Source organism: Rhizobium sp. SVR5-2C, from assembly GCF_056755115.1.
Genome location: NZ_JBNDHT010000070.1, coordinates 20983 through 34440, shown reverse-complemented (window position 1 = coordinate 34440; position 13458 = coordinate 20983). Strand labels below are relative to the sequence as shown.

Genomic DNA, 13458 nt, shown 5'->3' with positions numbered 1-13458 from the left:
GTCACATTGTTTCATCCATGATCGAGGATGGCGTCAAGCAGTGAAATCAGGCGTGCGCGCCGGTCACGGCCTTCCAGTGTGCCATGGCGCGGATGCGATGAATATGGGTGGCAAGGGCTGAGTGTTTCTGATGCGGTGCGACGAAGAGATTTCGAACGGCGGAGAAGATCGATACGAAGTGCTGCACGCCGCTGACCGATCGAAATCCCTGCATCATCCGTTCACGTTTTCGCAGTGGTAGGTGAGAGTTCTCGGCGCGGTTGTTGAGACCCTTGTGAGATCGATTTTCAACATCTGGCATGTCTTCCCGCTTTGCCGCGCCGTATGAGCGCAGCAGGTTTCGGCTAGCGCCCGGCAGAAATAGTTCTACCGACGCCGGTTGGGCCGCTGAGCAGAAGCCCCCTATCCACCTCCGACCAGGCCAGCCTTCCCTCCCTCCAGTCCTGAAGATCCTCGGCAAGCTGAAGATCCCAGTCCTTGGCAGGCCCATAGCCATGCATGTCCTCTAGCCGTAACACGGGTTCGGCACCCTTGTAGAGCGCACTCCTCGGTTTCGAGTGCCCGATGCTCATTCAACCGTCGCAAGCTTTCCTCGATGGTCCGCCAAGGCTTGAGGGCATTGACGATCTCTAGATTGGTACCGAAGCAGGATCGCGCTTGCGCAATGCTCACCTTTAAGCCGTGAACGATCTTGCCGCCTGCCTTCAGGTCGGCTGGTTGCACCGGACCGATGTCGAGAATCCAATCCCCTGTTACATGTGGCTACAACATCAGAGACCTCTAATTGAATGCGTGTCGCGGATCTCGGGGCTCAACCAATCATGCTGTGACGAGGATCGTCTCTCCTTCTACAAACCAGCTTGATAACGCTTGAGCATTTCTTGGAGTTGCGCGTTTTCCGCCAACAGCCGGTCCTTCAATACAGACTGCAGCCTTCGGTTTTCTTCCGTCAATCTGAGCAGTTCATTGTCGATGATATGGGAATCATTTCGCTCGGCATGAGAGATAGCTGTCGTTTTTCTTTGTCTTCTGCGGTTGTGTCGAACAGCGAAACCGAGGGGCGCCAAAACAGACTTCGTCGCGCTAGGTTCGGCACGGTCCACGGTCGTTGGTTCGATCTCGGCATCATTATCGCGTGTTCTCAGAACGATCTGCGGCGTCCCTTCAGGGGGATCATCGTTGCGGACTCGGGCCGTAGGGATGTTAGCGCCTGGATCGGTCGTTCCACCGACCTCTGCCAGGTCATTCCGCGAGATCTCAATCGGCGCGAACAGTTGCTCCGCCTCCGCCGCGGCTTCACGCGCTAACGCCTTGAGATCGGCGTTGCCCCAGAAAGACGGCTTTAATGCTCCGCCCCTTCGGCGGGACGACTTAACTTCGACGACAAATTTTCGCTGCTGGGTCTTCATATTTATCCAATTGTTAGGAGCCATTTGCGTTTAATAAGTATCGTATCGGGCAAGCATTCGCTTTAGTTGCTCGTTCTGCAAACGCAACTTATGAGCCAACTGCCGTCTCAGCTGATTTATTTCATTGTCCAATTGCATTGCTTCAGCGATGAAAACCTGTCCGGATAATTTCGCTGCCTCAACCTTCGTTACCGGCGAGCTACGTTGTCTCGCACTTGGTATGGAGCGTTTAACAATTGCAGCGCTTTGCGTCGGCGTTTCCGTGTCAGTGCGCTTAACTTGCGTTGACTGGGCTCTAACCCGGGCCTTGTCCGCCAGGTCGCCATCGTTGTTCAACAGTATGGAGGGTTCGGACAGCTTTCCGCTCTCATTGATTTTGGTGACCTGTTCTGACGGAGCGAAGAGCCCTTCGACAATCCTGGGGATGTCGTTCCTCGTTATACCGATGTCCGCGAGCAGCCTGTCGTCGAGGTTATTAAGCGCGGCGGCCGCCCGCCTCCGCTGCCGGCGTTGCAGCGCACGTAGAAGAATTCGCGCGACCGTGACCCTGGGACTGCGCAGCGTCAGATCGTGGCGGACTTGGGTTGATGAGTGTTCGTATGCGGACATTGTTGCCCTCCATTCGCAACATTGATCGGCCCCGTCGCGAGGTCCGCGGAAGCGAAGCGGCAAACGGGCATACGGGAGGCATCACCGGCATGCAGACGCAACGGCGCTAAGCTCCGCGCGAGTAGCCGCGGCCAGACTGTCTATTTCAGAGGGATCCCCGAGGCGGCGAACGCGTGCGTTCGAGCCGCTCGGGGTTACGAGCGCGTCAGCAGGGACGCTGAGAGGACTAAGTATTGCTTGTGTCGACGTGAAGTAGTCATGACTCCGATATGGTCACTTGGCGTAAGGATTCAATCGGTTGAGATGCGGCCTTTGGACGCTGGCGAAACGAGGTTAATTCGAGCGAATACTGCCAGCTGACGGGGCGCTCACGGGCGGAGTTGCTTGACTGGCAGCCGTCGCTCTCGGACGGCGGCTACTCACCGCCAGTTCCAACCCCACCCGGACGGTCGTTTCCTGCGGAGGCCGCATGACCGATCGTGTCGGAATGCCCTTGATCCCTTCGGTCCGGTCGCGATAGAGGGCCGCGCGGTAGAGCAGCATCGGGTGGCGAGCGAGTAATCGCGATGAGGACGCCGATCAGGATCTCTTGCGCCACGGACCGAACCGAACGCTGAAAAACAGACGACGCGAGCGCGATGGCTCTTGTTCCCCAGCTCGTGCCGAGGGTCGGCGCATGCACGCGCTCGAAGAAGGTGCCGAACCGCAGGGTTCCGATCGCTTCGACCAGCGTCAGCCCGGGCGCTTAGAAGGACGAGGAAAACCGTCCAGCAGCGCGGCCCAGTGGGCAGGTTCTCGGCATGCATTCGATCACCTCGCCCCGCATAAGGAACTTGGCGAGCGACGCTTGAGACGAACCCAGCACACCGATGATCAAGGCGGCTTCGAAATAGATCGGGCTTGCGGTGCGGATTCCGATCGGCAACACCAATAGCATCCGGTCACATACATCGCATCGAGACATAGTATCTGTCGTGCGCGCGCGGTCCGCGAATTATCCTATGTACGAAGCCCACCCCATGGCGGCCACCAGCATAGCTTGTGCAAGCGTTCGCGGTCCCGTGCTCGGTCGCATCTTGCGCTGACGTCGGTCGCGAGGATGATATGGCTTGGATTCAGTTGGCCCACTTCAGGTTTTGCATTTCCGGATATCAACATGGTTCATTCGGCCTCACTCATCCTTGGGCGACTTTCTGGCTGCGATCCCAACGGATCCATGACGATAAATGTCGAGGTGATCACCATTGGGGTGCCTGGAAGCGCAAGAAGTTGAAAATCAATCCTGTTCACGTTGATCTTCTGTAAGCCACTGTTTCGGTTTCCACAGCAATTGCCCGACGATGACGATCTTCTCGGGCGCAGCCTCGACAGGATGCTCGCTTGTTGTCTCTGCGCGCTTGTGCTTGCCAACCGCGAAGATATAGCCGTCGCACTTCTCCACCCACCAGCATGTCAGCGGCCTGAAGGCGGGTGCGCGAAGGCCTCCCCGGTCCGCAAGCTGAAACATGCGTAATGCCATGGGCAGCGGACGGTGTCGTCGACCACTAGTCTGTCGACGAGCGGGCGGTTGTAGGGCGAACAATGCGCGTCAACGGCAAAGAACTCCGCCCCGCGGCGCACAACGAGCGCCTGCGCATCGCCGCAATGGCCGACCAGCTGGCTGCCGTCAGGAAGATCAGCAAGTCTGATACCGCGCCAGATCAGGCCCAGTCATGGGCCAAGGAGATCAAGGAGCATCGCGAGGAATTTGATCGATTGCGCAACTTAGTGCTTAAAGGTCCGATCACACTTGTCTATGCGGCGCACGACGAGACGCATAACGATGCTGTTGTCCTCACGGAGATCTTGGTGCCACATCGATAAAATGCCCTACCGAGTGTCGCGATCGCCGACGATCGGCGCGGGTGTGGGCCGTGGCGGCGACTATTATGAGCTGTGCCGCCGCGCCAACTGGCTCGTCGCGCAATACCTCGGGCGCGGCCCCGCTGGGTTAATCAGCTACCCAGCGTGCAGCGCTCGACTGGTCGATTTCACCCAATATTAGCCTTAGCTAGTATTTACCAAACGAGTTCGATTGACATTTAAGCGCAATTTTTATGATAATGCTCGATGGACATTGAGCTCGCCCGTACGTTCTTGGAAATCGTTTCAACGGGAAGCTTTATTCGCGCCGCTGAACGCTTGAATGTTGCTCAGACGACAGTTAGCGCGCGGATTCGCAACCTCGAGCAACTGCTTGGCCGACCGCTGTTCGTTCGAAATAAAGGGGGAGCGTCTCTCACGCCGGCTGGCGAGCAGTTCCTGCGCCACGCGCCAACGTTCGTCCAACTATGGCAGCGCACTCGTCAACAGGTCGCGGTGCCGGCAAACCGCCGAGCAGTGCTGACCGTAGGCAGCGAAGTCACGCTTGCGCAACCGCTCCTGCTGAACTGGGTCAGTTGGATTCGTCAGTCCCTTCCCGACATCGCGCTTCGCGTACATGTCGACGTCCCTCAGGATCTGATCAATCAGGTCGCCTCGGGGTTGGTCGATGTGGCGATCATGTATGCGCCCCAACATCGCCCCGGCCTCAAAATCGATCTGCTGATGGAAGAAAAGCTCGTCCTTGTGACAACCGATCCTGAAGCGGAGCGCCTCGAGGAGACGAACTACGTCTATATGGATTGGGGGCCGGATTTCGTGCTGCACCACGACATGAATTTTCCGGATGTCACACCGGACCTCTCATTCGATCTCGGTCCCTTGGCGCTTAGCTATGTTCTTGCGAGCGGCGGCTCCGGGTATTTCAGGATGAGTGCGGCGGAGCCGCATATAGCGGCGGGGCAGCTCCACCTCGTACCCGAAATGCCGCAGTACTCCTACCCGGTTTACGCGGTGAGGTCTGCAAATGCTGACGAGAGCGTTGTGGCCCCTGCTCTGGCGGGTTTGCGCGCTCTATCCGAGGGTAAGATAGGGGCCTAAGCGGCCACTTCCGATGGAAACAGAAGATCGACCGTCGTCCCGGTTCCTCGCTCGCTGGCAATCAGCAGATGGCCCCCGACCATCTGCATAGTCGAGTATACTTGGGACAATCCCATTCCGGTGCCGTTTTCGCCCTTAGTCGTAAAGAAAGGATCTAACACCTGCTGCAATAGATCCGATTCCATCCCGCAGCCATTGTCCTTGACGCGAAGGCGCGCATAGGCTCCCGGCGCAGGCTGGCCGATTGCAGCATCCGTCTGGATAAAACGCTCTGTTAGGATCGAAATCTCGCCGCCGCTTGGCATGGAATCCCGAGCATTGAGGACCAGATTAAGAACGGCGGCGTCCAAGAACGACGGATCGATTAGACAGCTCGGGATCCCAGAACCAAGTTCGAGCTTAACGCGGATGTGAGCTCCCGCGCCAAATTTGAGGAAAGGCTCGAAAGATTTGACAAGCTCGTTCAAGTCGCGAGCTTGGACTTCGAGTTCTCTGTGGTTTGCAAAGTCGAGCAACTGGGACGTCAGCTCGACACCTCGATTGATGCCTTCCCGCGCCGCCGCAATATAGGCGCGCACGCTCTCCGGCTGGTCGGCTTTTCTTTCGGCGAGCCTCAGGCCGGATTCGATGATCGCCAAGAGGTTTCTGAAATCATGGGCAATACCGCCAGTCATCTCGCCCAAGGTCGAAAGTCGATACATTGCGCGTTCGCGCTGTTGGACTGCCTGTGCGCAGCCGCTGCGCTCCGCCTGAGATCGCAGCGAAATCTCTTTCGCAAGCACCATGTCTGCCATGGTTAGTCATCTCCCTGTTGACAGAGGGCCGTCAGGAACTCCGGTCCCCTGCCCGCATCCACTTCATGGATCGCCTCATCGGCTGGACAACTGCCGAACGTTCGCGGCGGCTCTCTAAGCCTGACGGACGATCCGTTTCGCCATTATCTCTTCGACCGTCGGGAACGCCTTGAGGGCCTCATCCGGGAGGCGGCTTGCAGCGACCGGCTCCATCCAACCGCCATGTGCTTCTGGTTTGCCGACGATAATGCGGCCGACCATTCCAGCGTGCTCATGGGGAATGCAATAATAGTCATAAACCCCTTGCTCGGTGAAGGTAACGGAGAAGCTCTCGTCAGGCAGGAGATAGTCTGAATCCCAGGAGTTTGCCGCTTCAGGAATGCGGAGCGGCCTCCCGAAGTTTGCTGGATGATAGGCGGTCGTCGTATGCGAATTGCCGGGGTTCTGGTTGATCCAACGGACCATCTGACCGGGCTTGATCAGAACACCAATCGGGTCGAACCAGACATGCGAGCCATCCGCGCGCCCCTGCATCTTAATTTCCACCACGTTTTCGGCCCACACATCTCGCCTGGACAGGGAAAGGGCGGCGAGGAGCCCACCGCCCAGCACGTCACGCCGCGCGACCGTCATTTGGCGACGCTCGCTTCGCCGTCCGCTGCGACATGCCACAGCACGACATGGACATGCGGCTCTTCCACGCCTGGATGGCCGGCATTGTAGTAGACGTCGATATGGTCGACGTGGCCGCCGGGCGCAGCAAGATTATCGAATGACTTGTCAGGATTGAGATCCTTCGTCGGCAGCATATAGATCGTGCTGACAAGCTTTCCGTCGTGATCATATGCGAGGAACGGACCGGCCGGCAGTGTCGCCGGATCGACGAAGAGTTGGCCCATGCCGGGCAGGAAGTCGGGTAGCTTCACCAACTTGCTAACCTGCTGATAAGGGGCGGCCGGTGGCGATTTTGCAACTTCATCCGCTGCCATGGCACAAACCGAGCTGGCCAGTGTCAAAACAGCTACGAGGAGGAGTTTTTTCATGGAGGACGTCCTTTTTCGTTCGAATTCGCGATCGCCCAAATTCGGCAGCCAATGGGCTGCTCCGATCTTTCGCGTACAGCCATTCAAAAGCCGGCGATAATATTAGTCCAACGAAATAAAATGGCACTTCAATGCAGTATTTCTGCACTACATTGGTGTTCACCGACATCTGCGGAACGATGGTATCCCGCATAAGATAAGGATCGTCTATTCGCCGCCCGTCCGCCGAAAGTAAATTGAACGCGCGATCGTGAACTCAACTGCGATCTCAGATTTTTGGCGCTCGCTTGAATTCAAAAAATCTCTCACCATGTTCTAATTACTATGGACATCTTCATGCACCACATACGGCGCCTCAAAGCAGGCCTCTAGCCCGGACGCGAACTCCATTGGCATCGCGCCCGGGTCCGCCAGCATCTCAATTCAATGTGCACAGCTGCAGACGGAGTGCCGAAGGCGCTTCGTTCGCGCTTGCGCGGCTCGGCTTAGAGGCGACCATGATGATTTTCAGAAACCTGTCAGAAGAAGACGTTACGCTTGACCTTGTGACAAAGGGGAAGCACTCGGCGCTATCCAAGATCGCTGTCAAGCTTGCGCAAAGAACCGGGCTTGATGATCAGGTTGTTCTTCGGAGCCTTTGGAAGCGTGAAAGTAGCGGCGCAACAGGCATTGGCCGTGGTGTCGCCGTCCCGCATGCTGTCTTCCAATCGATCTCGTGTCCTGTTGCGTCGTTCACGCGACTAGCCGCTCCTATTGATTTCAGCAGCTCCGACGGCCATCCCGTCGATCTTGTTTTCACCCTGCTTTGGCCTCGCTCTGCCGCTGGCACCTTCCTGCCCGCGCTCGCCCAATTGTGCCGGCTGCTTCGGGCACCTCGGATTCGCGAGGGGCTCCGATTGGCACGCTCCGCTGACGAGGTGATGGCCATCCTTGGCAGTGACCCAAGAGCGATCGACTGGGCCGCCATTCCGGAGCGAGCTGCCACCCGGGCGTCCATCAGGTGAACAAGAAAGAATGCGAAAGGAAAATGATGAAAAAAATCGAGACCTCACAGATCCCGCCAATCGTGATTGGCAAGACGGATCACGAGCGATTGAACAACGTTGCCGTCGCCGCGGCTCATCGCTCTCCCGAGATTTCCGATGGTCTTTTGCTCGAGCTCGAACGTGCACGTGTGGTAGCCGACATCTCGGTGCCTGGAAATGTCGTATGCATGGGATCGAGCGTAGAGTATGAGACTGATACTGGTGCGCGGAGAGTGACGCTTGTTTTCCCGAGAGACGCCGATATCTCTAAACGAAAGATATCCATCCTCACTCCCATTGGGACTGCCCTTCTCGGCTTGGCCGCCGGGCAGACGATGGGCTGGACCGCACGGGATAATCGGAGACACAAACTGACGGTTTTAGCGGTTACCGGTGTGCATAGCATGTGGTGAGAGCGAGCTCGCCCTTGAAATCAGTCCGAGCGATAGTTGCAGCGCTCGTCGGCCCCTGCGCATGCATTGGACGATCGTATTTTTGCAATGGAGGTGAGTTATGATCAATGGCTCCCAATGTCGGGCAGCAAGGGCACTTATCGACTTCTCGCGCGAGCGCCTCGCAGTATCTGCCGGTGTTAGCATCGAAACCATCGTACATTTTGAGCGTAAACTCGCGGAACCAACCGATGACGAAGTATTTGCCTTACAATCAGCGTTGGAAAAAGCCGGCGCTGTCTTCATTTCTGACAACGGGCGCGGCATCGGTGTGCGTTTGAAATTTACAAAATCTGAAGCTAAACGTATCGCCATATTGGAGAATGAAGGCGGTATAGTTGCACCTGACCTCGTGCCGTAGGCGACATCAGGTTGGCGCATCCGATCTTGCCATGCCTGGTTGACTTCACGCGCGCGTGCCGCGTTTCGGCATGCGAGCTTGCGGCAGAAGTTCGCTTAGAAAAACCGAACTGTATCGGAAACCCTAGCTGTGGTCGCCAAAACGCGGTTGATCCCATGGGCCTAGAGCAATTATGCATTTTTGTAGCTGCTCGCCAACGTGTGACCAGAGCCGCGGCCAAGCTCGGCACGGCTATCGCCACTGGAAACGTCAACGAAAAAGGGTTCTGCCGCCTGCGCAGCGTCGGCCGGCGACCGAGAATATCGCATTGCAGGCCACCAGCTCGCCGAAGGGTGGCACATCCTGGTGGGAATTACCTGTCTATCGAGACAATCACACTATTTAGTACCAAGAGAAGACGGCGTCCGCGGCGCAACCGCAACGGCGTTCGGAAAATCTGGTGATGAGCAATCTTTGACACCATAGCCTTGGCTCTACGTCGGTGACAATCATCGATCTGTAAGCCTGAGCATCGGAAGCGTGTTTATGTTTGGTTTCCAACCTTTCTTCACCATTGGTCATTCTACCCGCACAATTCCGCAGTTCGTTGAACTGTTACGGGTCGGAGAAGTCGAGATTGTCGCCGACATTCGATCAATAAGAAAATCGCACCGCAATCCTCAATTCGACGAAAACGATTTGAAATCTGAACTTTCTGCTTATCAGATCGACTACAAAGTTATCGAGGGACTGGGAGGGAGGCGTCCCAGACAGAAGGACATTGATGACAACATAAACTCGCTTTGGCTCAACAGAAGCTTTCACAACTATGCCGACTATGCCATGTCGGAGCGATACAAGGAGGGTCTAACCACGCTTCTGGAGATTGGACGCCGCAGACGTTGCGCCGTCATGTGCGCAGAAGCCGTATGGTGGCGTTGTCACCGAAGGATTGTCGCAGATTACCTCCTTAGCAGAGGCATGGAGGTGTTTCACTTGATGGACCAAAACACCATCGTACGCGCAAAGCTGACTCCAGGGGCAATCACCTGTGACAACGGCAGTCTTATTTATCCAAGGAAATCACTACTGCTGGGGGGCGACCGCTCGCAATGCTGATCGCTACACGCAGTCGCGACGGGTCACGAGTTTATGTGGTCCGATCATAGTTGCGATCGACTTATACCGACCAGCGATGAAAACCGTCGGCAAGCAGTAAAAGATCAAGATGCCATTCGAGCCACAATAGACTGGCGACATTCGTATGCTGATCGAGCCTTTCCCGGAGGCGGCTACGAAGGCGATCGATTTTAGCTCCCGAGCATCTTTTGAATATGGCCTTGTTTTGCGACGCTCAAGGGTTTCGATAAGCCGATCCAGCTCATTCATCCGTGCTCGAAGCCGCTCGAAGTTCATCGCCATCAAATCTCGACCGTATGCTTGGACGATACTAGTGGTCGCCTCGTGCCATCCATAGTCATTCTGCATGCCGTAATCGGTTATCTAACTGCCGGTGGCGGGGAAGGTTTGTCGAGTTCCCATCTTCATACCGGGGGATCTGCTGCCGTGGCAGCCGCCCGCAGCCGAGTTTCATCATTCCAGGCTCACTTTCAACTAGCGTCTTCATGAGGTCCGTCGCCGAAATCGGTCATTCGAGGATTGTGGGGAGACGGCTACCGACCTACGCCTTGTCGTCCACGGAAAAGGTAGTGCTAACGCAACACGGCGTAGGCGACGCGTTATTCGCAGCCGAGAAGCTCTGCAAGTTCGCTTATCCAGACACTCGCCTCGTGGGCAGCATCGGGAAAGTTCGAACTGGGCTGTAGGACATGATAACCTCCTGTGAAGGCTCTTTCCGATAGCGAAAGGCCGATCTTCATCGACACACGATTAGGCTTGTTCGAGAGTGCTGTCCTTGACCTCGTCAGATCGCCTTCGCAGGCGATCGCAATTGCGATAGGTCAATGAAATGCCTCTGAGGTCCGATTTGATCTCGCGGCTTGGAGGATGCCGGGTGAGATGCGAAAGCACATTGCGAGCCCAGCCTGCCACAGACGCAAGAAAACCGCATGCCAGATCCGGAAGGAAAGTGCCATGCCGCGCACGCTCACCGGCTTCATCTTCAAGATGGGTCGTGTTCATCAGACGATACTGCTCCTGCTCTCCATTGTCCTCTTCACCGTCGGTATCCTGCCGCTCGAGGTTCAGAGGAGGATCGTCAACGGCGCAACGGAAGGCTCCAGCTTCCATAGTATCCTAGTGCTTGCTTTCGCCTACATCGCAGTCGTTCTGACCGAAGGGGGTGTGAAGCTTGTTCTCAACATCTATCGGGGCTGGATCGGCGAAGTAGCCATTCGCTGGCTGCGAATGGCGGTTATTGACGCGCGAAAGCAGCACCTGGATGAACAGACGACGTTGGCGGAAGGCGTTGAAATGTCCATCGTGCTCGCCGAGGCCGAGCCGGTCGGCGGATTTGTCGGCACCAGCATTTCCGAGCCCGTCCTTCAGGCGGGTGTTCTTGCGGCCGTCGGCAGCTACATGATCTATCTCCAGCCATTCCTAGCACTGGCTGTCGCAGCGGTGTTCATTCCGCAGGCTGTCCTGGTTCCTATTCTGCAGAGCCTCATCAATCAGCGTGTCAAGACTAAGATAACGGTCATGCGCCATCTCAGCGAGGAGATGGTGGAGCACCATTCCTCACCGAAAACATCGCACCATCAGGCCGCCCGCGTTCAGAGGCTGTTCTCGACGAACGTAAGCATTTACAAGCTCAAATATTCATTGAATTTCCTGATCAACCTAATGTTCCACCTAGGTTTCGCCGGCATATTCTCGCTTGGCGGCTACTACGTCATCACCGGCAGGATTGAGATTGGAACTGTCGTGGCGTTCATTGCCGGCCTCAACAAGATCTCTGACCCTTGGGGAGCATTGGTAGATTGGTATCGCGACCTCAAAGTGACGCAGCTCAAGTATGAGCTCATCCGGGACGCCGGCCTCGTCGCTTGATCAGATCATCCAATGATCGCCGAAAGTTCGCGCCAACGTGATTTTCATCGATGCTGCCCGCATCACTAGAGCGATCCAAACCCGGAACGTGTTTGTTGAGCTCGCCTGACCGCCGTTGTGTCCGAGTTCCGTGCTAGTCATCGCGGGTCGGTTCTATCACCTTGGGTTCTGGAACATCTAGTTGAGTCGGCTTCCATCCTGGGCGCGGATGCAACTCATAGCGATGTGGGATGCTGCGAAAGCAAAACCCCCAGTCAAAGAGGCCGAACTTGCCGCGTCTCCTTGGACATTCGCGCTTCCTAGCGCGAGGACGCCTCTGCCGATCTGCCTTGCAGGTCCCGCGCCCACGTCGAAAACCCATCTTCAGGATCGATGACCCAGCACGAAGGTAATTCCAACTTCCTCGATCATGAGCGACCTCGCATGGCCAAAAAACTACCGCGAATCCGCTTTCGCCACAGCAGCCTTGAGCACGCCCAATGCATAGTCGACCGTAGCCCTCTCGTCCTCCGCACATAACTTGAGCGACCGGATTTTTTCCTTAAGATTATGCAACACCCGCCGTCGGACTTTGGAAACCATCCGCGCAGGCTCGTGCTCCAGAAGTTCTTGCAAAGAAGCAACGGCAACGACTTCGAACACCAGCAACTTTCCTTCGATTTCGCCTTGCGTTGGAATCGCCATACGTTCACCCCCTCGCTTGAAATCCCGCTCAGTCGACAGCATCGCGTTCTCCTTTGCCTTCACGCTTTCTTCGTCAGGCTCGAGTGTACCCCTGAGCTTGCGAAGAACGACAGGCCAGCCTATTCGATCCGCCGCTTTGTTCACGCGCCGGCGTTGAAAAGTCGAGAAGGGAAAGTCGGACAGCTCGCTTCAGCTCTACCGCACGCTCCCCCGGCTAAGAGGACAAGCGAGACGTGTGTCTGGACACTCCGTAGCCGCCGACGAGGAGCCTAAAGCGGCGGGAGAGGTCCTAAGGCAGCCGTCTCATCTGATTTTCCGTGACAGGGGCGCCCACAGTTGGAAGGCAGCGTTGACGCCATTAGCGCCGCAAACGCGCTTCCCTTGATGTTGTGCTCACGTATTCTTTGGCGACGCTGATTTCTCCATTTCCTCGATTGCAAGGGCCGAATGAGCGTAGGCACCGCCTGCCCGCATCTCGGCTGCGACCCAGATCGCCTCCATCAGTTCCTCTTGCGAGGCTCCCTGACGCAGGGCCGCTTTGGTATGACCTCGAATACAATAGGGACATTGCGTGACATGCGCCACGGCGACGGCAATGAGCTGCTTGACCTTTGTAGGCAACGCGCTTTCCGCAAAGACCTTTTGGCTGAATGCCTGGAAGGCTGCCTCAGTCTCGGGGTCCAGTTCGCGACGCTTCTGTGCAAGCTCCCGGATGGAAGGTGGATACGTTGCTCCGGACATTAATCGCTCCATACTGAGGATGTCGTAGGATGACGATCATCGAGATCTCCTCGAAGATTATTGCTTTGTGATGCTTTTGACAAATGAATTAGAATGCGTGTTGAGTGCAATTTTTCTGTTGGATAAGCGATCGCTCTAATTGCGAATGATTGAATGTAGAACGGAGCGTTTTAAACCGTTACTGGAGGTGGAGGGCGGAGCGGCTGAAACCCACAGAGCGACCCTATCTGCCGTGGTCCGGCGCTGCTGGATGCAGGGGTTCACATCTGGTAATTAACGCCCCGGGATGCCGTGCGGGATGGCGGCGCCATAGAGAAGATCGTCACGAAACGGTTTGTCCGGGGAACGCCAACGCCCGATCCGCCATGTCCGGGAGCATTTGTCCGAGTCG

General features: G+C 56.4%; 18 protein-coding genes and 2 pseudogenes. 7 read left to right on the top strand and 13 right to left on the bottom strand.

Going from position 1 to position 13458, the window contains the following annotated elements; all coding sequences use genetic code 11:
- Positions 1–46 precede the first annotated feature (46 nt).
- The 8 genes and pseudogenes from ACPYOI_RS20025 to ACPYOI_RS19990 form a co-directional block, all read right to left on the bottom strand.
- A pseudogene (locus ACPYOI_RS20025) lies at positions 47–334 on the bottom strand (DDE-type integrase/transposase/recombinase); the annotation flags it as partial.
- Positions 335–344: 10 nt separating this feature from the next.
- Positions 345–572, bottom strand: a complete 228-nt coding sequence (locus ACPYOI_RS20020) for a hypothetical protein (protein ID WP_481423276.1) — start codon at positions 570–572, stop codon at positions 345–347.
- Positions 573–848: 276 nt separating this feature from the next.
- Positions 849–1409: a hypothetical protein gene (locus ACPYOI_RS20015; protein WP_481423272.1), complete on the bottom strand. Its 561-nt coding sequence runs from the start codon at positions 1407–1409 to the stop codon at positions 849–851.
- Positions 1410–1439: 30 nt separating this feature from the next.
- Positions 1440–2018, bottom strand: a complete 579-nt coding sequence (locus ACPYOI_RS20010; RefSeq protein ID WP_481423271.1) for a YjiS-like domain-containing protein — start codon at positions 2016–2018, stop codon at positions 1440–1442.
- 415 nt (positions 2019–2433) lie between these two features.
- Entirely contained in the window at positions 2434–2700 is a 267-nt protein-coding gene (locus ACPYOI_RS20005; protein WP_481423270.1) for a hypothetical protein, read from the bottom strand.
- Positions 2701–2823: 123 nt separating this feature from the next.
- Positions 2824–3093 (bottom strand): annotated as a pseudogene (locus ACPYOI_RS20000) (K+/H+ antiporter subunit F); the annotation flags it as partial.
- A 201-nt stretch (positions 3094–3294) separates the two neighbouring features.
- Entirely contained in the window at positions 3295–3525 is a 231-nt protein-coding gene (locus ACPYOI_RS19995; RefSeq protein WP_481423275.1) for a hypothetical protein, read from the bottom strand.
- Entirely contained in the window at positions 3471–3638 is a 168-nt protein-coding gene (locus tag ACPYOI_RS19990) for a Rieske 2Fe-2S domain-containing protein (protein WP_481423269.1), read from the bottom strand. The genes ACPYOI_RS19995 and ACPYOI_RS19990 overlap by 55 nt, the downstream gene beginning before the upstream one ends.
- On the opposite strand from ACPYOI_RS19990, the gene ACPYOI_RS19985 reads away from it, so the two are divergent.
- A complete protein-coding gene (locus ACPYOI_RS19985) occupies positions 3600–3881 on the top strand; it encodes a DUF488 family protein, N3 subclade (protein ID WP_481423268.1) in 282 nt (93 codons plus the stop codon). The two genes, ACPYOI_RS19990 and ACPYOI_RS19985, sit on opposite strands and share 39 nt — an antisense overlap.
- 246 nt (positions 3882–4127) lie before the next feature.
- Positions 4128–4979, top strand: a complete 852-nt coding sequence (locus ACPYOI_RS19980) for a LysR family transcriptional regulator (RefSeq protein WP_481423267.1) — start codon at positions 4128–4130, stop codon at positions 4977–4979.
- Here ACPYOI_RS19980 and ACPYOI_RS19975 read toward each other — a convergent pair.
- The 3 genes from ACPYOI_RS19975 to ACPYOI_RS19965 form a co-directional block, all read right to left on the bottom strand.
- Complete coding sequence (locus tag ACPYOI_RS19975; RefSeq protein WP_481423274.1) at positions 4976–5764, bottom strand: two-component system sensor histidine kinase NtrB; 789 nt, start codon at positions 5762–5764, stop codon at positions 4976–4978. The two genes, ACPYOI_RS19980 and ACPYOI_RS19975, sit on opposite strands and share 4 nt — an antisense overlap.
- Positions 5765–5887: 123 nt before the next feature.
- Positions 5888–6406, bottom strand: coding sequence for a plastocyanin/azurin family copper-binding protein (locus tag ACPYOI_RS19970; protein ID WP_481423266.1), 519 nt, complete (start codon positions 6404–6406; stop codon positions 5888–5890).
- A complete protein-coding gene (locus ACPYOI_RS19965) occupies positions 6403–6816 on the bottom strand; it encodes a DUF5602 domain-containing protein (protein ID WP_481423265.1) in 414 nt (137 codons plus the stop codon). The genes ACPYOI_RS19970 and ACPYOI_RS19965 overlap by 4 nt, the downstream gene beginning before the upstream one ends.
- A gap of 497 nt (positions 6817–7313) precedes the next feature.
- On the opposite strand from ACPYOI_RS19965, the gene ACPYOI_RS19960 reads away from it, so the two are divergent.
- The 5 genes from ACPYOI_RS19960 (at position 7314) to ACPYOI_RS19940 (ending at position 11642) form a co-directional block, all read left to right on the top strand.
- Positions 7314–7820: a PTS sugar transporter subunit IIA gene (locus ACPYOI_RS19960; protein WP_481423264.1), complete on the top strand. Its 507-nt coding sequence runs from the start codon at positions 7314–7316 to the stop codon at positions 7818–7820.
- Entirely contained in the window at positions 7817–8254 is a 438-nt protein-coding gene (gene rnk / locus ACPYOI_RS19955; protein ID WP_481423263.1) for a nucleoside diphosphate kinase regulator, read from the top strand. Before ACPYOI_RS19960 ends, rnk begins: the two co-directional genes overlap by 4 nt.
- A 100-nt stretch (positions 8255–8354) precedes the next feature.
- Positions 8355–8654: a helix-turn-helix domain-containing protein gene (locus ACPYOI_RS19950; protein WP_481423262.1), complete on the top strand. Its 300-nt coding sequence runs from the start codon at positions 8355–8357 to the stop codon at positions 8652–8654.
- Positions 8655–9179: 525 nt separating this feature from the next.
- Entirely contained in the window at positions 9180–9752 is a 573-nt protein-coding gene (locus tag ACPYOI_RS19945) for a DUF488 domain-containing protein (protein ID WP_481423261.1), read from the top strand.
- Between the two features lie 975 nt (positions 9753–10727).
- On the top strand, positions 10728–11642 hold the full coding sequence (locus ACPYOI_RS19940; RefSeq protein ID WP_481423260.1) for an ABC transporter ATP-binding protein: 915 nt from the start codon (positions 10728–10730) through the stop codon (positions 11640–11642).
- Positions 11643–12077: 435 nt separating this feature from the next.
- Here ACPYOI_RS19940 and ACPYOI_RS19935 read toward each other — a convergent pair whose 3' ends face one another.
- Both ACPYOI_RS19935 and ACPYOI_RS19930 read right to left on the bottom strand, forming a co-directional pair.
- Positions 12078–12368 (bottom strand): hypothetical protein, encoded by a 291-nt coding sequence (locus tag ACPYOI_RS19935; RefSeq protein WP_481423259.1) that lies wholly within the window; start codon positions 12366–12368, stop codon positions 12078–12080.
- 351 nt (positions 12369–12719) lie between these two features.
- Positions 12720–13067, bottom strand: coding sequence for a carboxymuconolactone decarboxylase family protein (locus ACPYOI_RS19930; RefSeq protein WP_481423258.1), 348 nt, complete (start codon positions 13065–13067; stop codon positions 12720–12722).
- Positions 13068–13458: the final 391 nt, after the last annotated feature.